Origin of the sequence: Microcoleus sp. B4-C1 (assembly GCF_036705285.1) — a bacterium.
GTDB lineage: Bacteria > Cyanobacteriota > Cyanobacteriia > Cyanobacteriales > Microcoleaceae > Microcoleus.
The window spans coordinates 38,208-57,769 of the sequence record NZ_JAUBUC010000020.1; the positions used below are offsets into that span (position 1 = coordinate 38,208).

A 19,562-nucleotide genomic window follows, 5' to 3' on the forward strand; every position below is an offset into this window, starting at 1 on the left:
ATCCCATAAATATTGCTGTAGGGGCGGGTTTTACCAACCATAATTGCCTAAAATCAATAATCTCATAAACCCGCCCTTTCCGAGGCTAATTAATCCCATAAATATTGCTGTAGGGGCGGGTTTTACCAACCATAATTGCCTAAAATCAATAATCTCATAAACCCGCCCTCCACAACCCGTGAATCGGGGCTGGTTTATGTAGATAGTGAGTTGCAGTCAAATATTGTTTGTGAAATCATGTCCCGTAGCATCATCAGTTGGGGCGGGGCGGGTTTACGAGATTGTTAGTTTGAGACGTAAATAGTTGGTAAAACCGCCCCTACGAGCATGGGGATTTTAACATTTAGTCTATTTCATCTCCCGATGCGAGATTCTCCAATTTTTCCCAATCCAATACAATAATTTTACCGCCTCGACTGTAGGAGACAAACGGCTTGAGTTTCTTAAACAACCGCACGCATTCTTCGTAGGTAATTCCAATACTGCGAGCAATCTGATAGTAGGGAAAACGTTTTTCTAAACATACACTATTATCCGCAATCTTTGTACCTTGCTCGACGGCAAAGTAATGAATAAATCGGGCCAGCCGCACGATCGCCCTTTCCGACACCAAACCGTGCACAGTCTCGTGCAGTTGCTGCAACCGCTGATTAAACACCGCCAATATTCGCAAGGCAATCTCAGGATTTTCCCGAATTGCTGCTAGCAAAACTTCCCGTTCTGTGGTAAGAACTTCCACATCAGTTTCTGCCGTCACCGTTGCGGGGGCAATGCCGTTGCCTAGCAAAGCAGGTGCAGCAAAAATATCTCCCTGAAATAAAGTGCGGAGAATTGTTTCTTTGCCCGCCGCCGCTGTTTTTGCAACCCGCAGAGAACCGCTCAAAAGAGTGTATAATTTTTCGGGGATGCGATCGCCCTCATACATCACAACTTCTCCCTGTCGGTAACTCCGAATTACTGTGTGTTCTTGCAATCGCTCTAATTCAGTTTGGTTTAAGCTGGCAAATATTCCAATTTTAGCCAGTTGCTCGACATTTGCTTTCATAGATTTAACTCTACCCGATCCGAGTCCATTGAGAGTATAGTAACGGTGAATTCAGAATATATCGAGACAAGCAGAGCCATCTACGAAAAGGCAGAACCAGAATATCGGCGCTATTATTTTGATGAGATAGCTGGCGGATTTGTACTCGTCCACCAAGACCATAATCTTAATAATTCCGAAATTTTTGTGTCTGAAGTTTTGGCGAAAATGGGAAAGAGAGTTAGACTTTTGAGCGAACAAGCACCGTCGGGAACTAAAACTCCAGACGCTGACGTTGACGGTCAAATTTGCGAATTTAAGGAATTAACAAAAGAGTCGAGTAATTTAAAAAATAGAGTCCAAGAAGGGTTGGGAAAAGCCAAAAATCAAAGTGCAAATGCAGTAATTTTTCACGTAAATATAGAAATTTACGACATTCGAGAGATAGACGAAGGCATCAGGCAAGCCATATATTGGGATGTTAAGCATCTCATGCAAACTATCATTTTGGTTTTCAACAACCAATCTGTTCTAAAAATTACTAGAGAGGAATGGGAAAATGGGCAGCGTTTTTCAAGAATTTGAAGAAATCGTAAATAACGGTATAAAAAATAATATGCCGCGGGATGCAAGATTGATTATTGTTGGAGAGATCCTCTACGCAGTAACTCGGGACGAACTCACCAATAAAGAAGGTTGGCTGCTAGAAAATATGCTCGGAGGCAGAGAAGAATGGGAAAAGGGGCTAGAATATGCTATTTTTGGAGACCCAAAACACGGACACATAGCGCCACCCCTCACTATCTCCGATCGACCTCTGGTTATTGCCGGCAAAACTTTTCATTCTCGTTTGATGACGGGGACGGGAAAATATCGCAGCATCGCAGAAATGCAGCAAAGTGTCAACGCTAGCAGGTGCGAAATTGTGACTGTAGCTGTGCGGCGAGTGCAAACAAATGCTCCGGGGCATGAAGGATTGGCAGAGGCTCTCGATTGGACTAAAATCTGGATGCTGCCAAATACTGCCGGTTGTCAAACTGCGGATGAGGCGATTAGAGTAGCTCGTTTGGGGCGGGAAATGGCGAAACTTTTAGGGCAAGAAGACAATAATTTTGTCAAATTAGAAGTGATTCCCGATGCTAAATATTTGCTGCCAGATCCGATCGGCACTTTGGAAGCGGCAGAACAATTAGTTAAAGAAGGTTTTGCCGTTTTGCCCTACATCAATGCCGATCCCCTGCTGGCAAAACGCCTCGAAGAAGTCGGTTGTGCGACAGTCATGCCTTTAGGTTCCCCCATTGGTTCAGGACAAGGGATCAACAATGCGGCCAACATTCAAATAATTATTGACACGGTGAAGGTTCCTGTGGTTGTCGATGCGGGGATCGGAACCCCCAGCGAAGCGGCGCGAGCAATGGAAATGGGAGCCGATGCACTGTTGATTAATTCCGCGATCGCCAATGCCCAAAATTCCCCGGCAATGGCAAAAGCAATGTCCATGGCAGCAGAAGCGGGGCGGATGGCGTACTTAGCAGGCAGAATGCCGATCAAAGATTATGCGATCGCCTCTTCCCCCCAAACAGGCACCGTCACGTCAAAATAAATTCCTGAATTTTCCTGGGCGCTTTTTTGGTACAGTTGTAAACATCAAAAATATTAAGGATTGTGACTGATGCCTTACATCAAAGATGACGATGGACGCCTGAACAACTTTGCTAAAGAGCCGAAGGTGTATGAAGCCGTACCTCCTAACAAGAACCAGCAGCGGAACTACATCATCCTGGGTATTGCAGCAGCCATGTTAGTCGCCGGTTTGGTGTACGTGGCTGCCTCCGTCTGAAAACTGGCCTGAGACTCAAAGCTGCTTCAAATCGCAATTTTAAATAATCCTTCGAGAAACCATGTTTTCCTTTCCCAAGGAAACATGGTTTTTGTGTTTCAATAAAAGCAGGTAGTTGCGACAATCCTGAAGCGTGCCGAGCGAGCCCGAAAGCTAAATAAGACAAGCAGAAATTTGGTTTTTTCCTCTCTGCTTTCGGGTTCAGGGACTTGGGTTGCAAATACTAACACGGGTTCGTCACCCACATAAAATTGCCAATTGAACATCTACAATCCTTTAGTCATCACCGGTGCGATTGACAATCAAGCATCCAGGATACCCGCCACGTGATTCATTCCGAAAGCAGACTCAGGGCCCAGAAATAAAAAACCTGTATCCGATAAAGGAGCCCCCGAATTTATCCGTGCGGTCAAGGCTTCAATCTAAAATCTCAAATCTAAAATCTAAAATCCATTGACTACTGCCTTCTACCTTCAGAAGACGCTCAACGTCTATAATCAGCAAGTTAAATATTTACTGCAAGACATATGGAAGCACCACATAAAGATTTGCTACAACAAATAGCCCGACTATCGGAAACTTATGCTAATTTGGCCGATCGCCTATCAATGGCAGCAAAACAACTGCAAGAGTCCGGGCTTCCTCCCTCTGACAGCTTGCTGCAAGAAGTAGCCGCCTACAGCCGCAACTTTGCCGCAGTCCAAAAACAAGCTCTCGATCTCAACAAATCCGGTATCGCCCCAGGAGAAATTACTTCCCTCAAAGACATTCAAAACTTAGTCGAGACTGCAGCAGCTTCTGAAGGTAAAGCAGAAATTCGCGATGCAGCATTGAAAGTGATCGATCGAGTATTGGCGATCGCCCACCGCGAACAAAGCGACTTCGCACCCTTACAATCAGTTCATGCCAGAGCCCGCGAACTGCAGCGCGCGATTTCCGAATCAACCCCGACTCAACTGCATTCCGACGCAGAATCCTTAGTCAGCGGCAAACACCCAGTTTCAGCAGTGCTCGCCTTGGTGGAACAGCAAGACAAATTAGACGACGAACAGTGGGTAATTCTGGAAGAAACAGTCAGCGCCGCTTTTGGCAAACAAATAGCCGTAGCCATTTCCAGAGGCAAATTAACCATTGCTGAGATGGTAAAAGCAGCACCTGCAAAAGTCGAACCCGCATTTAAACCAGCGCCAGAACAAAAAATCAGCGCGGAACCTTTGCCAGAAGTGATTGTCATCCCGTCAGGAAATGTTGCACCGAAACAAGTTACAGTTGCGCCACAGATCCAGATTTTGGAATCCCCCGCACCTTCTGTCCCCATGCACGAGGTAATTATTGTTCCCAGCGTGGAAGTACCTAAGTCCCTCCAGACAACCGGTTCCGGGAACATTGTTTTTGGGGCACCTAGGGACATTCAACAACCGGTGGCAGTAGAGGGCGGTTTGGGAATCAAAGTTTTGGTGCACATTCAGGGAATTGGCGATCGAACTTTCGGTTCTCAAGAATACGCGGGTACTAAAGCTCAAGGGCGGCGCGTCGAAGGATTTCAAATTAATATCGATCCGCCAATTCCCGGCTTAAATGTCGAGTACATGGCTCACGTCGAAGGTGTTGGCGACACTCCTTGGCTCAGTCAGGGAGAATTGGCCGGTTTTCGGGGTCAAGCGAAACGAATTGAAGGATTTGCAGTGCGATTGAGCGGGCCGCAAGCTGATAAGTACGACGTATTTTATAGCGCTCACATTCAGAATATCGGCGACACCGACGTGTCCTCCAACGGCGAATATTGCGGTACTCGCGGCAAAGCTTTGAGAATCGAGGGTATCAAAGTTTGGATCGCGCCGTCTGCGAGTTCCCAAACAGCGGCGCCTGTGGGTTTAAAAGTGTTGGCGCACATTCAAGGAATTGGCGATCGAACTTTTAGCGATCGCGAATACGCGGGTACTAAAGCTCAAGGCCGCCGCGTGGAAGGATTTCAAATTAAAATAGAGCCTCCCGTTGCCGGTTTAAATTTGCAGTACATGGCTCACGTTGAAGGAGTTGGCGATACTGCTTGGATCTCGGAAGGAGAGTTAGCCGGTTTCCGGGGCAAAGCTAAGCGGATTGAGGGATTTGCCGCGCGGCTGACTGGGCCGCAAGCTGATAAATACGACGTATTTTATACGGCTCACATCCAGAATGTGGGCGATACTCCTGTTACTGCTAACGGTCAATATTGCGGCACTCGCGGCAAAGGTTTGAGGGTTGAGGGGATGACGGTTTGGGTTGAGCCGAAAGCGTAAAAATTAAGAATGAATGGAAAATTTGCAGTTGCATTTTCCATTCATTTAGCACCGGGTTTTTCAACCAAAATATGCCATGACAGTCAGGGTATTAGGTGAAAAAATCCGGTTTATCGCCACCCAACGACAGGAATTATAGCGCAGGATCTCAGAAACCTGGTTTCTGAGTGTATTTTTCGTACTCAACCGAAATTTGTCGCAGAAACCCGGTTTCTCGTCACCTGCAAAGTCTTGGCGCACGCTAATCTCACTACTATTTGTTAAATTGGTTGAAAATAATGCTTGAACCCTAGGTAAAAGCTTCAAAAACAATAGTTAAGTTTAATTAAATTTTGTAGATAGTGGTTTCTATGACTTGCATATTTAGCCCTTCATACCGTAAATCAGCAACGCCAGTTTTGGTTGGGTAGAGTTTCGATTCGCAATGTACTCGACAAAACTCGACAACCCGACCAATAATCCGTCACTCAACTCGATGACTTATTTCCCTTGCAACACCGTACCGTTCGAGGAGAATTGTAGCCGCGATTAATATCATTTACAGTAATTAATAGCGAAACAAAACCTATAATGGTCAACTAGAAAAAATTATGCCATACAGTCAATTTACTACGATCGCCAAAGCGAAACAAGCTTTCGGTCTCACAGTCCAAGAAGGCTCTCGCTTTATACCTCCGCTAAACCCGATCGCACCCTCAGACATCCTCAGCGGCACCCTCAAAGATAGCCTCCCCATCGTCGCTACATCGGGAAGTGAAAAAGCGCGATCGGAAGGAATTATCTATCCCGTACTGCTGGAAGTGAGGCGGATTCTCGATCGCCAAATTAGCCTTTTCTCCGGCGAAGACTTCACCATCGACGAAGCTGTCGGACTGAATGGAGTGTTTGATTTTCTGCTGACGCGATCGTCCGAAGTCCTAGAAATTGAAGCCCCCGCCGTTGTAATTGTCGAAGCAAAAAAGACCGACCTCAAAAGCGGATTGGGTCAGTGTATTGCCGAAATGGTTGCCGCTCAACGCTTCAATCAAGCCAAAGAAAAAAACATCCCCATCATCTATGGGAGCGTGAGTAATGGCATTCAATGGCAATTTATCAAACTCGAAAATCAAACTGTGACGATCGACTTATCCGTCTATCCTTTGCCCCCTGTCGAGCAAATCCTCAGCTTTTTCGTTTGGATGATGCAGAATGGTGCCGTTAACTCAGAAACAATTTAACCTTCCAAAGCCGCCAAAAGACACAGCAACAAAGCCTCCGTCCACTCGACTACAGCACCGTAAGTATCGCCCGTGTGGCCGCCCAAACGGTGGTTAAACCAGGCTCCGGCAAAAATTCCGATCGCACTTCCCCCCAAAGCCATCCCCACCGCCAACAGCCACCGATCGCCCTCCAAGACAACTTGCACCACACTCAAACTCAGCAGCAACAGCACTCCTGGGATAAAATCAAAAGGAGAATAAATCGATTCTTTGTGAAAAGCTCCCTTACCCTCAGCCCGGAGATAGGGATAGCGGGCGATCGCCACCAGTTGGGCCCACCTCCCCCAACCCGCGACACCCATCAAAGCCAGCCACCGATAGTTATTCAAGTCCGACAGAGCGGCAGTTTTCAGCAGCACGATCGCGATCGCAGCCATCGCCCCAAAGGCTCCTGTAACGCTGTCCCGCATGACTTCCAGCCTGCGTACCGGGTCGGGTACAGCCAGCCCGTCAGCCGCGTCCATTGCCCCGTCTAGGTGCAGCCCGCCAGTCACGGCGATGCCCAAGACTACCACCAAGGCCGATCGAGTCAGAGCAGGCATTCCCAACAACTGCAACCCAACATCCGCCAGTCCCACCATCCCCCCAATCAAAAGCCCGATCGCCGGTGCCAAGCGGGCAATGCCCCGAAACTCCAAAGTCCAAGACACCGGTACCGGCAAACAAGTATAAAAAGCGACTGCGGCTGCGATGGCAGCGCCTTGATTCCGGAAAAAGTCGATCGTAGAGCGAACCCATTTATCATGCACCATAAGATAGAAAATTTTTCATCTGGTATGCAGTTGTCAATCGATTAGCGTGTGCCAGAATTGGACTGTAACACCCTAGTTTTTTGGATCGAGCATTCCTCCTGTCGCCCGCTCTTTTCCCCGGAAAACCTCTGTCGGCAGCGATCCCCAAGCTCCCTATCTAAAAAGACTAAACTCAAGATCCGCGTTTCCCGTACCAAGAATTCTAGCTAACTCCCTGATTTTCAAGACGGGAAAATACTACAACAGAGGCTTTTACTCCATGAGTCACGATCAATTGAATAACAGGGTAGTTGCTCCTTGCATCATCGATACAGGGATCGTCGTCAACAAACGCGATATCAAAAGATTGCTGTTTGATTTAGGACGTGTCCGCTACCTTCACATACAAGATGGCCAGATTTATAGCGAAGGGGAAGGTTATGTACTCGAAGTCTTCGCCAACCCCCAGCGTTCTACCCTGATTGCCAACCATGCGCTTTATTTGAACGTGTATAGTTTTGATTACCTGGAACTGAAACAGTCTCCTGAAGATGGTGCTTATTTTGACCTGGTTCAAGACGGACGGCTGTTGCGGTTAATTCCCCTCTCCAATCCTTTGCAAGAGCAATTCGCCCGGAATTTAAATGCTGCGGCTTTGGATGCGGTTGTCGATCAGGTACTCTCAGGCAACTGGGATCTGCAATTGGACGAAGATGATTCCCCCTTTTAATGGTCAGTCACTCGATTTTAGATTTTAGATTTTAGATTTTAGATTTACTCGCAGCGCCGTGAATCTGGGAGATAGAACTAAGGTCTAAAATTTTTTGCCCTCCACGACGATTGTCGGAAACTTGTCTCCGTTTTTGGGCGGGGTCATGGTTTTTTTTGTCGCGATGTCATCAACAATAGATTAAATAACACTCACATCTTGCACCATTCTCGCTTAACAGGCTTTTCGGCCTGTTCCACAAAGAGTGAATTTTCTTGTGGAACAGGCCGAAAAGCCTGTTCCTAAACAAGTAATTGAGAATGGTGCAACATCTCAAATAACACGGACGGCCGAGTAGCGGTTAACGAGCATCGAGGACTAATGACTGAGGACAAGGCGAAATTTTCTTTTAAATGTCAGGCTAATTGCAGCCATACCCAAGCGCGTGCAGGGGTTTTTGCGACTCCCCACGGTGTGGTGGAAACGCCTAAATTTATGCCAGTGGGGACGCTAGCTAATGTCAAAACTTTGACACCGGCACATCTTGAGGCGGCGGGTTCTCAAATGGTTTTGGCAAATACTTATCACTTGCATTTGCAGCCGGGGGAAGCGATTGTCGCAGGCGCAGGTGGATTGCATAAATTTATGGCTTGGCCGGGCCCGATGCTGACGGATTCGGGTGGCTTTCAGGTGTTTAGCTTGAGCCAAATGCGGACTATTTCTGAGAATGGGGTGACTTTTCGCTCTCCCCGCGATGGCCGCATGATTAATTTGACGCCGGAACGATCGATCGAAATTCAGAATCAGTTGGGCGCCGATGTGATTATGGCCTTTGACGAGTGTCCCCCTTACCCAGCTACGCGGGAGGAGGTGGAGGCTGCCACAAATCGCACTTACCGCTGGCTGCAACGCTGCATTCAAGCTCACTCGCGCCCGGATCAAGCTTTGTTTGGCATCGTCCAGGGGGGCGTTTTCCCCGATTTGCGATCGCGCGCGGCGAACCAGTTGGTAGATTTGGATTTACCAGGCTATGCCATCGGCGGGGTTAGTGTGGGGGAATCGGGGGATTTGATCGCAGAGATTGTGAAGGTGACTGCGCCTCTGTTGCCGGCAAATAAACCGCGTTATTTGATGGGGATTGGGACTTATCGGGAAATGGCGTTGGCGGTGGCGAGTGGGGTAGATATGTTTGACTGCGTGATTCCGACTCGCCTCGCCCGCCACGGGACGGCTTTTGTTGGTGGGGAACGCTGGAATTTGAAAAATGCTCGGTTCCGGGAGGATTTTGCTCCGCTGGATGAGTCTTGTCCTTGTTATACCTGCCAAAAATTCAGTCGGGCTTATTTGGCTCATTTGGCGCGGGCTAACGAAGTGCTGGGGTATACTTTGCTGGCGATTCACAATGTGACGGAGTTGATTCGCTTTACTGGGAGGATGCGGGAGGCGATTTTGGCAGATCGATTTACTGAAGAGTTTGCCTACTGGCTTGCACCGACAGTCGATCGATCGTGATTGCCTTGGGTGAAGATATGCGACAATTATCTGAAAATTGGGTTTAAAACCCAGTCGTTGTAGGACGGCTTTTTCCACACCGTGCGAAGTCAGAAATCCTAGGTATTTGGGTAAACATATCCACGCGCTTTGTGTGGTATGCTATCGAGATCAGACAAGATTTAAAAACCTACCCCCGGACTGGGGGAAAGTCTACGCCCAAAACATTCTTGAGGAGACATGACTACGCACGTAACGTGCATACGTGGTCAGCCTGGGAACCCTAGCAATAGGGATATTAAGACTCAAAAGTCTTAAAAATCCTCACGCCTTTAGGCTGAGGAGTGTCAAGAAAATTGTGTTGGATAGGTAGGTTGATTCATGGAAGCTGCATTACTCTTAGCAAAACTGCCCGAAGCTTATTCGATTTTTGAGCCTTTGGTTAATGTTTTGCCGGTCATTCCCGTATTTTTCTTGCTGCTGGCTTTTGTTTGGCAGGCGGCTGTCGGATTTAGATAAGTTTGATTTTAATAAAAGCAGGGGCAATTCTGGAATTGCCCCTGATTTTACGTGTTGAGTTTTTGGGCTGATCTCGTTTACGGTTGTTTCGGAATGATTTAACCGCAGAGACCGCAGAGACCGCAGAGGAAGAGAAGAGAGAGATGAATAATTAATCCGTGTAGTGCCATCCTTCAGCTACCGCCGATCGCACTTTTGAATGCCGGTCTTTCTGAGATCCGCTTGATGTAATCTACAACGGCGGGATAAGCACTGAGGTCTAGTTTTAGCATCATCGGAATGTAGGCCAACATTGAGCCGACTGCTGCGTCAGCGACGCCAAATTCATCGCCCATTAAAAATGGCTGTTTCTCGAAGATTTCATTTAACGGTTTTAACAACTTGGGAGTTTCGCGATCGCGAGTTGCTTCAGTAAATATTCCCGGCCCCAACGTAGCGTTAGCAAACGTGACCCACTGCACGATTTGAGCTTGCTGCTCCAAAGTGTCTGGCATTTTACCATATTTTTGAGCTAAATACAGCAGAATTGCGCCGGATTCCCAAAGTTTAAAATCTCCGTCGGCGATCGCTGGTACTTTGCCGATCGGGTTAATTTCGAGAAACTCTGGCTGCAAGTGTTCCCCTGCTTGCATATCCAGCATGACGAATTCGTAAGGAATTCCTATTTCTTCTAGATACCACTTGACAATTGAGGCCCTGCTGCGGGCTCCGCCGTAAAGTTTCAGCACGAAATTTTTATCCTTTAACACAATATTGCTGTTATAGCATTTTTTGGGAATTGGGAATTGGAAATTGCAGCCCACAGAGACTTTGATGTCACTCTTCGACTAATAACTACTGACTAATGACTAATTGCCGATAACTAATGGCACTTCTGTCAAGTGCATAAACAAGATTCTGCTGCCAATGAAAATCAAAATTGCTCCGCCCACTATCTCAATTTTATTTGCAAATAAGTTGCCGCATTTGTGCCCGATAAACACGCCTGCAAAGGTTAAAAAGAAAGTAATAAATCCGATCGCAGTCACCGCAAGAGCAATAGAATCTTTCAGGACAGCAAATCCGAGGCCAACTGCGAGGGCATCGATACTCGTCGCCACCGACAGCGTTATCAAAGTCCCAGTATCTAAGGGATTGAACTTTTTCTCGCATTCTTCGCTGCTTTGCAGCGATTCGTAAATCATTCTCCCGCCAATGAAACTCAAAAGCCCAAAAGCTATCCAATGGTCGATCGGTGTTATCAAAAAACTAAAACTAAGACCGATTAACCATCCTAGCACGGGCATTAGAGCTTGAAAAAATCCGAAGAATAAGGCAATTTTTAAAGCTTTATTGACCTTCATGTGTTTGATTGCTAAACCGCTCGAAACAGCGACAGCAAAAGCATCTGCTGCTAGTCCCAAGGAAAGTAAAACGGTAGTGGCTGCATCCATTTTTGTAAAATGTTAGGTGTTATAAGGAGCGCGAATTAAATAACTTACAATTTTAATTGTTATTGTGGGATGGGCGTCCCGCCCGTCCTTTTTGGATGGGCCCGACGCCCATCCCACAAACTTGTGGAAGTTATTTAATTCTCATTCCTAAGTAAAGTATTCCTCTTGACTGTTTTAGTTTACACTAAGTTTTGATATAATTGCGTTTTTATCATAATCTATTCATTTTTGACTCACATTTATTTCACAATTGGCGAGGGTTGAAAAAATCAGCGCTTAGCTATATTCTGTAAAAGATTATTTATCAAGTAGCAGAATTGACTATGCCTCCATCTAGACCCTACCAGCCATTGCTGCTCAGGTTACTGCACGGGGTTAACGCTGCGATCGCCCTTTTAGCAATTTTGAGCGCATTTCTGGTTTACAACACCTACGATGGACGGTTTGGCAAAGTCCCCGTGCCTCAGATTGCAGATATTATCGGGATTCACGGCACTTTTGGCAAGATGTTGCTGTTAGGAATAATGCCGGCTTTTGCATTGTACAGTTTCCACGCAGGCCAAAAACGCTTGGTGCAGCCGGATTCTTTTGGGAAACTAACGCAGTTGGGAAAACCGATTTGGTGGTACAGTTTGCACCGGATTGTGAATACGTTGATGTTGCTAGCACTGACTTTTTCAATCGCTTCTGGCAGTATGGTTAAGGAAGAATGGCTGCCGGCTGGGGAATTGACGCGGGTTTGGTATTATTTACACGCTTCGGGTTGGGTGGTATTGGTATTTTGTCTGGCAATGCACTTGTTGATGAGTGCGAAGGTGGGGGGTTTGCCGCTAATTTTGTCGATGTTTGATGCCGCCTATCGCCCGGAAGATTCGCCGGCTGCTTGGTGGAAGAAAATTCGCTCTTTTGTCGATCGCTCTTAATATGAAAATGCTTAATGTGAAAATGAACAGAAATATTTTATTAATTGTTGCGGAAGTCTTGGTAATGGGAGGCTGGTTGTTTGCTGTGGTTGCACCTTTATTATTTCCCTAATCCTATGCTATCAATTTTTGTTAACAAATGATAGTTAGCTCTATACTGAGGACTTCAGCCCTCCGTTTTATGATGACTAAAGTCTTGACTATGGGATGAGAATTAAATAAAATCCACTTTTCATGACTGTTGTGGGATGGGCGTCCCGCCCGTCCTTTCTGGGCGGGCGGGACGCCCATCCTACAAGAAAAAAGGGAAATTATTTAATTGACGATCCTAGGAAGCCAAATTAAGCTTTTCGCGCCGCTTACTAGCAAGATTTGCGACGGGTTTTCCTGGCGGCAAAATGCGATATCAAACGATCGGCAATTTTACCATAAACTCAGCACCGCCCCCAGTTTGAGATTTAATTTGAGGTTGAACCGGAGATTCAACTTTCAGCCTGCCACCGTGCAATTCTACAATAATTTTATAGCACACCGACAGATCCAATCCTGTAAATTTTTTAAAGGATTTAGTAGGGCCAAACTCCTCAAATATTATTTGTTGAATTTCCGGCGGAATTGTTGAACCATTGTGGGCGATAGATACAACAATAAACCTACCTGTATCATCCTCGAAAATATCGGTTTTGATAGTAATAATTTGAGCCGATTTTTCAATACTTTTAACTGCATCTATAGCATTGATGATGAGACTCGCGAATACCTGGCTCAGTTGACCTGGATAACACAAAATTGGCGGCAGGTTGTTGTACTCCTTGACTACTAATATTTTTTGCTCCAGTCTGTGAGCCAGCAACAGCAAAAGATTGTCGATGCTCTCATTAACGTTGGCGTGTTCTTTGTTGGCTTCGTCAGGAAGTGAAAATTTTCGCAAAGCTAGGACTATCTGGCGAATGCCATCGGCTCCTATTTTCAAAAAATTGAGGATTTGTGGCAACTCTTTGCTGATAAAATCTAGGTCGCAACGCTCTATTTTTTTGGCAATTCGCGGCACAGGTTCGGGATATTGTTCGCGATAGAGGCGAATTATACTAAGCAAATCTTTGATATAATCGTTGAGGTGTATCAGGCGACCGTAAATAAAGTTAATCGGGTTATTGATTTCCTGGGCAACTTCGGCGGCTAGTTGACCCACCATTGTAATTTTTTCGCTTTGTACTAAATGCTCTTCGGTGATTCTGAGTTTGGCTAATACTTCTTCCAAAAGTTTGAGTTCTTCTTGAATTTGCCCGTGGAGTTGGGATTGGGAAATTGCGATCGCCAGCGAGTCGGCAATTGCTTCCAAAACTTGCACCTCGTCGGGACTCGCAAATCGGCGGTTTGCACAGGCGAACAGATATCCAAGCCGATGATTCTCAGTTAGTACGGGTACTGCTGCGTAGTGACTATTTGTAAGTTCGATATGGGCGTGTTCCTCAGACGCTGTGGCATCAGGGGCGGCGGTTTTATGTAGCAGTATCGTTTCGCAGCGGTGAAGCCGTGCAGCTAAATCTCCAGAGGGCCCTCCTGCAACACCAAAGATTCCCAAGCGCGTCGGCAAACCTTCCCGGCAATATTCCCAGCCAAATTCTAAAGTATCTTGTCGGGGATCGTACCATGCGAAAATTGCTCGATCGAGCTTCAGTAAAGTACCGAGTTCGTCTACTGTAGTTTGGAGGATGCGATCGAGCTCCAAGCAAGCGCGAATGCGGCCAGTCAAGCGGTGGAGAAGGGCTTCTGTGCGACTGCGAATGCCATTTAGGGCAAACAGCTTGAGCGCCACAATTGCACAGAAAATAGCTGCTGCAGCAAGTACGCCGGCGGCTACTGCTAGTATCTTGAAAGGAAGGAGTTCTTTTTCGAGATTGTCGCGGGGAATTACGAGGGCGATCGACCATTCAGCTTGTTCTAAAGGAAGATAGGCAACATAAACTCTGGCGTCGTTGATTTGAGTCAGCACAATGCCAGTTTTTTGATAAACCATCTCCCGCGCTACATTTGCCAAATTAGCATCTGCAGACTCTAAAAGACTGGGAGCCGAATTGTCGATATTTCCGATTAATCGAGCGTCGGGATGCACAATCGGCACTCCTTGAGAATTGAGAACAAAAGCGTAAGTTCCGGGGCCATATTCCAGCTTTCTTACTACTTGGGCAATTCGATCCATGCTAATGACGCCGTTCATTACGCCGATCGGCTTTTGTGCTGTTTTCTCAAGATTATTTGCCGAATTTGACCACACCGGAGCCGAAATGGGAACAATACTTTGTCCTTTGAGCGTGCGAGAAATGGTAGGATCGGAAACATAGACTTCCCCAGCCATTGCCTTTTTGAAGTGTGCGCGGTCGCTGACATTAATCAACGCTCTGCCGACTTTTGTGGTGAAATAAGAACCGTCAGGATCAATTAATGTGAAGTATTGGAATTTTTGTAGTCGATTTACTTCCGATTTTAAATAAGGCTCTGCCACTGACCAATTCATCGAACGAACGGGAGCAGTATTGGCGAGGACTTCGATCTCAGCCTTTCTAGTGCCGAGCCAGCGATCGATCTTGTTGGCCCGCTCCCTAACTTCTAACAAAGCATTTCGCTCGCTTTTGGTAATAATCAAGCGGCGAACGCTTTGATAGCTCATACAACCAGTGATGCTAGCTGCCAGAATTGTTACGCCCAAAATTAAGAGCGCAGTTTGGTACCCAATAAGGTATTCGCCCTTTAATCCCGCTGGCAATAGTCTAGTTAATTTCCACCACTTTACTCTCGCAAAGCTTCGCATGGTTTGACCAATTTGTGAGATTGAAATCTTTAGCTCACCTACGATATACTCGCCCGCCTGCCAGTAGTCTTAAACTACTAGCATTCAATAATTGCGGGGATTTTTTAATTTTTCCCGCCGAGCGGCTCCTATCGTTTGCGGTTACACTCCTTATGATATAAAGGACACGGCCGTGCCGTTTTCCTACCCAGATTAATTGTAAGGACACGGCACTGCCGTGTCGAAAGCGGTGGGTAATATTAATTCTGATGCTACTCGATTTGATATCACTTTGTTAAACAGGAATAATATTATACCACTTTTTTGACAAATTAAAAAAAATTATCAACTACTTAATTCTTTTTGACAGGCGTTAATAATTGATGTTATTTAGGTGATGTGAGAAGTAGACTTTTTAGGTTGAGATGCTTGGTGTGTGTCTTAATCAAAAGTCCTGACTGTTTTTACTTCGTAGTCTGAAACCCTAGATTTTCAGTTGATAGTTCGATTGCTGAATCGCCTTAAAACCCTTATTCTACGGTTGTCATCAAAAACTGTCAGCAGTATTGCTTGATAACGAAATATTGAAAATTTTTCGTTCATTATTAATGAAGGAAAAACTTGTTAAATATTTTATTTACATCTCAAAAATCAAAACTTTTTGCGGTGCATCCGCTGGCTGAGGCACTGTTAAATTGCCCCAGTTGCGGGATTTGTTTAAAGAACCTTGTGAGTGTGTTCGTGCTGTTTCACATTGTCTTCAGTACGAATGATGCGCTCGGAGTTGAGCACTCTTTTGCGTTCTAAGGAATAAGTAAAGTCGTTGCGAACTGTTCCCAAGGGAATGTGAAGTTGAGCTTGGGGGCGGATTTTGTAAGTGCGGGCAGCAGCGATCGCCCGAAAGCCAAATTCTTCACTAAACTGAGATGATGTCGGGAATTGTGGCAACATTTTGGGTGTTTCGCCGTCGAGCACTGCTCCCAAAGTCGTCCCGCAAATCATTAAATAGGATGTGGGAATTCCCTTCAGAATTGCTTCTAAAGCTGCTGAGGGAATAGCTTCGATTACTTGCACTTCAAAAACTTCGCCTTCTTCTTTGATGAAGCAGGTAGCTACACCGACTGCTATGTAGTCGTCGGTGCAGAGATCGGGAGCGTTGGGATAAACTGTTGCAGTCGTCATAAGAAAAGCTTGGTAGTGTGGAAACCGGAAACGAGAAATTAAGCGATTTTAGATTTGAGATTTGAGATTTATTCCACGATTTTTTTCGGGGATTTTACGTTAAAAATCTCAAACCGGCTGTTCTAATAGCTAAAATTTTTTGGTTAAGCTCCAAGGAGCCGATCGCACGATTGTGTCGATCGTACCACATCAAGGTAGATGGCGGATGATTCGGCAAGGATTCCCCGCCGCCACGACGTTTGCGGGAATATTTTTGACAACCACACTGCCTGCGCCGATCGTGCTATTGTCGCCAATAGTGACTCCTGGACAAATAATACTGCCGCCACCAATCCAAACATTATTGCCAATATTAATTTCAGCGGCGAGTTCTCGGCCAGAAAGTCTAATTTCCGGGTCTGTGGGGTGAAAAGCGGTGTAAATTTGTACATTTGGCCCGCACAGCAAATTCTCGCCAATGTTAACTCGATTGCAGTCGAGAATCACGCAGCCAAAATTCATGTACAATCCGTTTCCCGCATAAATATTGCTGCCGTAGTCGCAGTAGAAAGGTGGCTCGATTTCAACTTTTGGCCCAACTGCACCAAACCATTCTGCGAGAATTTCTAACCGTTTGTCTGGTTCGTCTTCGCGGGTAGAATTGTAGGTTCTGGCGAGGCGGCGGGCTCGCTGGCGCTCTAAAATTAATTGCTCATCAGCAGCTAAATACAATTCACCTGCGAGCATTTTTTGTTTTTCGGTTTTTTCCACAGTTTTTTCCACGGTAAGAATCGGCGGTTTCAACCGCTACTTCACCAACGAACTTCATCTCTAAGAGACTGAAAAATAATGTAGGGTGCGAAGGGCGCACCTTACCGCTATAAGCTGTTGCGGCATTTAAATTGTCTGTCAAAAAAAAATCTTGTGGGGAGTAGGGGTTGGGCGTCCCGCCCGCCCTGAATATACAATTTAAATGCGCGACAGCTTAATTAGCGCGTCAGATCATTTTTTGATTTTGTAGCATACATTTAGGGTTCAGGTTTGGCCTGCAAACAAGCAGCTAAATCCAGATTGGCTAATTGCTCAAAAGCTCGATCGATCGAGCCTTTTCCCCGCAAAAAACCAGTATTTGCACCGGGACAAATATACTGTAAAGTTTCTGGCGAAAATCGATCGATAATTGACTTCACGCTGTTAATTTGCCGGGGCCAGTGAAAAGTTTTTGGCGTCCACAGCGGTACTGGGGCGGCTTCTCGGTTGGGGAGCAAGTGCCTACCCGAAAACAGCACTCCACCGCTGCCACTATGATAAAGGCAAGAGGAACCAGGAGAATGGCCAGGAGTCCAAAATGCTTTGATTCGATCGCTCACAACAAATTCTCGCTCAAAAACCGTCACCTTCAAACCCGGCAGTAAATAAGCTTCCTGCTCTTGAATCAGGATCTCGCACCCCGTGGCTTCCTGAATCTCCCGCGCCAAGGCGATAGCGCCACGGTGGGTGAGAAACAGCAGTCGCACGCCGCCGTGTTCCCGCAAAAATGTTTGGTTAATCTCATCCCAAGCGGGACAATCCACCAGGATGTTAGTTTGGTTTTCTACAATGAAATAGGCTGTTGCACCCAGGGTATCCCGGTTAGGGGGGAAAGCCAGGATATTGTCGAGCACGGGCCTGGGTTGTTTGGAGACTGAACTCTGTTGTTTCAAGGAAGTATTTCAGAAGGGAATGGGATAAATATTATGTTCTTTTTACTATGGTTGTTCGTATTGGGGCTGATCTCGTACTACTTGTTGCAAAACGGCACCAGCCGCATCACCAAGACTCCGATATGGCTGCTGTGGCTGGTAATGATGGCGCCCGCGCTGATTTGGGGTGGTTGGATGTTAGTTTACGGCACGAGCAAAACTGTACCGCCGGAGTTGGTAATTATACCTTTTCTGGTTTGCCCTTTTTTGTATTGGTTTTTGGTACAGTTGGGGCGCAAGAAAATTACCGCCGAAACTGCACAGCAGGTAGCAGACTCGGAGACTGAACCTGCAAAGCCAAAACCGCCCGTGCGGCCGATCAATGCAGCAGAAGAAGCGAGTTTGCGCGATTGTTTTCCTTGGTCAATTTACTTTTTGCGAGATTTGGAATTTCGGCCGCAGGCTGTAATTTGTCGCGGACAGTTGCGAACCAACCCGGAGGCGGCTTATCAGGCAATTCGGGAGAATGTGGAGAGGCTTTTTGGCGATCGCTTTTTAGTAGTATTTCAAAACAGCTTGAGCGGTCAACCTTTTTTTGCTATAGTTCCCAATCCCAGCCACCAATCAGGGGAAACTCCTGTCAAAACCGAATCTGTAACCCGGCCATTTTTCGCATTAGCTTTGCTGCTGATTACGGTGTTTACGACTACCCTTGTCGGGACGCGACTTGCCGGAGTTAGTGAACAAGCTTTGCAGTCTAACCCATCAATGTTGCTGCAGGGTTTGGCTTACTCGCTGGCTCTAATTACATTTTTGGGAATTCACGAATCCGGCCACTATTTAGCGGCCCGATTTTACAAAATTCGCACGACTTTGCCTTATTTTATTCCGATTCCTTTTTTCTTGGGAACTTTTGGCGCCTTCATTCAAATACGGAGTCCCATTCCCAACCGCCGAGCTTTATTTGATGTTAGTATTGCCGGGCCCCTTGCCGGTTTAGTTGCGGCAGTGCCATTATTGATTTGGGGTTTGAATCATTCGACTATTGTACCGCTGTCTGAAAAGTCGGGAATGTTAAATTTTGACTCTTTCAAACCCAGTTTTTCGCTGCTGATGACTTTGTTGAGCAAGTTAACCTTGGGTGGTGCTTTCAATGCGGAAACTGCGATCGATTTGCATCCGGTAGCGGTGGCGGGTTATTTGGGTTTGATCGTGACGGCGTTTAATTTGATGCCGGTGGGACAACTCGACGGCGGGCACATTGTACACGCGATGTTTGGCCAGCGAGCGAGTATGGCGATCGGGCAAGTTGCTAGACTTTGTATGCTGCTGCTTTCTTTTTTGGAACAGGGTTTGCTGCTGTGGGCGATTATTTTGTTTTTCACGCCGCTAAACGACGAACCGGCGTTGAATGATGTCAGTGAATTGGACGATCGGCGGGATTTTTTGGGGCTAATGGCGATCGGGCTTTTGTTAATGATTTTGTTGCCTGCGCCCAGGGTACTCCTTGAGTGGTTAAATGTTTAGCAGGAAGAGGGAAATTCGGCAACGGATTCGCTCGACGGATTTAACTAACGGATGGATGTCGAAGTTCGAGGTAATAGAGAGGAAGGAAGAAAAGAGAGGTTGACAAAATCCTGCAAGGGTTGCTATACAAGCGAGTTTAGAATTTATCCACTCGCTTTCTATCTCGAAGTAATCTTTATTTTCACCGACTGAT

Annotated in this window: 18 protein-coding genes; 10 read left to right on the forward strand and 8 right to left on the reverse strand. The window is 46.3% G+C overall.

Annotated features, from left to right (window positions below; genetic code table 11):
• Positions 1 to 343: 343 nt before the first annotated feature.
• Entirely contained in the window at positions 344 to 1,045 is a 702-nt protein-coding gene (locus QUB26_RS10780) for a Crp/Fnr family transcriptional regulator (protein ID WP_333317887.1), read from the reverse strand.
• A 45-nt stretch (positions 1,046 to 1,090) separates the two neighbouring features.
• On the opposite strand from QUB26_RS10780, the gene QUB26_RS10785 reads away from it, so the two are divergent.
• The 5 genes from QUB26_RS10785 (at position 1,091) to QUB26_RS10805 (ending at position 6,360) form a co-directional block, all read left to right on the forward strand.
• Positions 1,091 to 1,609, forward strand: coding sequence for a CdiA C-terminal domain-containing protein (locus QUB26_RS10785; protein WP_333202832.1), 519 nt, complete (start codon positions 1,091 to 1,093; stop codon positions 1,607 to 1,609).
• Complete coding sequence (locus tag QUB26_RS10790) at positions 1,584 to 2,627, forward strand: thiazole synthase (protein ID WP_333202830.1); 1,044 nt, start codon at positions 1,584 to 1,586, stop codon at positions 2,625 to 2,627. Before QUB26_RS10785 ends, QUB26_RS10790 begins: the two co-directional genes overlap by 26 nt.
• A 69-nt stretch (positions 2,628 to 2,696) precedes the next feature.
• The gene (gene psb34, locus QUB26_RS10795; RefSeq protein WP_333103838.1) at positions 2,697 to 2,864 is read left to right on the forward strand and encodes a photosystem II assembly protein Psb34; all 168 of its coding nucleotides are present in this window, start codon (positions 2,697 to 2,699) and stop codon (positions 2,862 to 2,864) included.
• A 527-nt stretch (positions 2,865 to 3,391) separates the two neighbouring features.
• Entirely contained in the window at positions 3,392 to 5,143 is a 1,752-nt protein-coding gene (locus tag QUB26_RS10800) for a hypothetical protein (RefSeq protein WP_333317889.1), read from the forward strand.
• A 590-nt stretch (positions 5,144 to 5,733) separates the two neighbouring features.
• Entirely contained in the window at positions 5,734 to 6,360 is a 627-nt protein-coding gene (locus QUB26_RS10805; RefSeq protein ID WP_333240064.1) for a hypothetical protein, read from the forward strand.
• On the opposite strand, the gene cobS is transcribed toward QUB26_RS10805, so the two are convergent.
• A complete protein-coding gene (gene cobS / locus QUB26_RS10810) occupies positions 6,357 to 7,154 on the reverse strand; it encodes an adenosylcobinamide-GDP ribazoletransferase (protein ID WP_242722367.1) in 798 nt (265 codons plus the stop codon). The genes QUB26_RS10805 and cobS overlap by 4 nt on opposite strands.
• Before the next feature lie 259 nt (positions 7,155 to 7,413).
• Between cobS and QUB26_RS10815 the strand changes: the two genes are divergently transcribed.
• The 3 genes from QUB26_RS10815 to QUB26_RS10825 all read left to right on the forward strand — a co-directional run bounded on the left by QUB26_RS10815 (position 7,414) and on the right by QUB26_RS10825 (position 9,852).
• Positions 7,414 to 7,863 (forward strand): hypothetical protein, encoded by a 450-nt coding sequence (locus tag QUB26_RS10815; protein WP_333053847.1) that lies wholly within the window; start codon positions 7,414 to 7,416, stop codon positions 7,861 to 7,863.
• A gap of 360 nt (positions 7,864 to 8,223) precedes the next feature.
• On the forward strand, positions 8,224 to 9,354 hold the full coding sequence (gene tgt / locus QUB26_RS10820) for a tRNA guanosine(34) transglycosylase Tgt (RefSeq protein WP_333240068.1): 1,131 nt from the start codon (positions 8,224 to 8,226) through the stop codon (positions 9,352 to 9,354).
• A 360-nt stretch (positions 9,355 to 9,714) separates the two neighbouring features.
• Positions 9,715 to 9,852, forward strand: coding sequence for a photosystem II reaction center protein K (locus QUB26_RS10825; protein WP_006634808.1), 138 nt, complete (start codon positions 9,715 to 9,717; stop codon positions 9,850 to 9,852).
• 173 nt (positions 9,853 to 10,025) lie between these two features.
• Here the strand turns inward: QUB26_RS10825 and QUB26_RS10830 are convergent, their stop codons facing one another.
• Together QUB26_RS10830 and QUB26_RS10835 are read right to left on the reverse strand one after the other, a co-directional pair.
• On the reverse strand, positions 10,026 to 10,580 hold the full coding sequence (locus tag QUB26_RS10830; protein WP_333317943.1) for a glutathione S-transferase family protein: 555 nt from the start codon (positions 10,578 to 10,580) through the stop codon (positions 10,026 to 10,028).
• 120 nt (positions 10,581 to 10,700) lie between these two features.
• Entirely contained in the window at positions 10,701 to 11,285 is a 585-nt protein-coding gene (locus tag QUB26_RS10835) for a manganese efflux pump MntP family protein (RefSeq protein ID WP_333317891.1), read from the reverse strand.
• Positions 11,286 to 11,608: 323 nt separating this feature from the next.
• Here QUB26_RS10835 and QUB26_RS10840 point away from each other — a divergent pair, with 323 nt between their 5' ends.
• A complete protein-coding gene (locus QUB26_RS10840) occupies positions 11,609 to 12,208 on the forward strand; it encodes a cytochrome b/b6 domain-containing protein (RefSeq protein ID WP_333317893.1) in 600 nt (199 codons plus the stop codon).
• 406 nt (positions 12,209 to 12,614) lie between these two features.
• Here QUB26_RS10840 and QUB26_RS10845 read toward each other — a convergent pair whose 3' ends face one another.
• The 4 genes from QUB26_RS10845 to QUB26_RS10860 form a co-directional block, all read right to left on the reverse strand.
• The gene (locus QUB26_RS10845; RefSeq protein WP_333317895.1) at positions 12,615 to 14,879 is read right to left on the reverse strand and encodes a cache domain-containing protein; all 2,265 of its coding nucleotides are present in this window, start codon (positions 14,877 to 14,879) and stop codon (positions 12,615 to 12,617) included.
• Between the two features lie 837 nt (positions 14,880 to 15,716).
• The gene (locus QUB26_RS10850; RefSeq protein WP_333317897.1) at positions 15,717 to 16,181 is read right to left on the reverse strand and encodes a hypothetical protein; all 465 of its coding nucleotides are present in this window, start codon (positions 16,179 to 16,181) and stop codon (positions 15,717 to 15,719) included.
• Between the two features lie 189 nt (positions 16,182 to 16,370).
• A complete protein-coding gene (locus QUB26_RS10855) occupies positions 16,371 to 16,931 on the reverse strand; it encodes a sugar O-acetyltransferase (protein ID WP_333317899.1) in 561 nt (186 codons plus the stop codon).
• 257 nt (positions 16,932 to 17,188) lie between these two features.
• Positions 17,189 to 17,863, reverse strand: a complete 675-nt coding sequence (locus tag QUB26_RS10860) for an MBL fold metallo-hydrolase (protein ID WP_333317901.1) — start codon at positions 17,861 to 17,863, stop codon at positions 17,189 to 17,191.
• Between the two features lie 33 nt (positions 17,864 to 17,896).
• Between QUB26_RS10860 and QUB26_RS10865 the strand changes: the two genes are divergently transcribed.
• On the forward strand, positions 17,897 to 19,369 hold the full coding sequence (locus QUB26_RS10865; RefSeq protein ID WP_333317903.1) for a site-2 protease family protein: 1,473 nt from the start codon (positions 17,897 to 17,899) through the stop codon (positions 19,367 to 19,369).
• Positions 19,370 to 19,562: the final 193 nt, after the last annotated feature.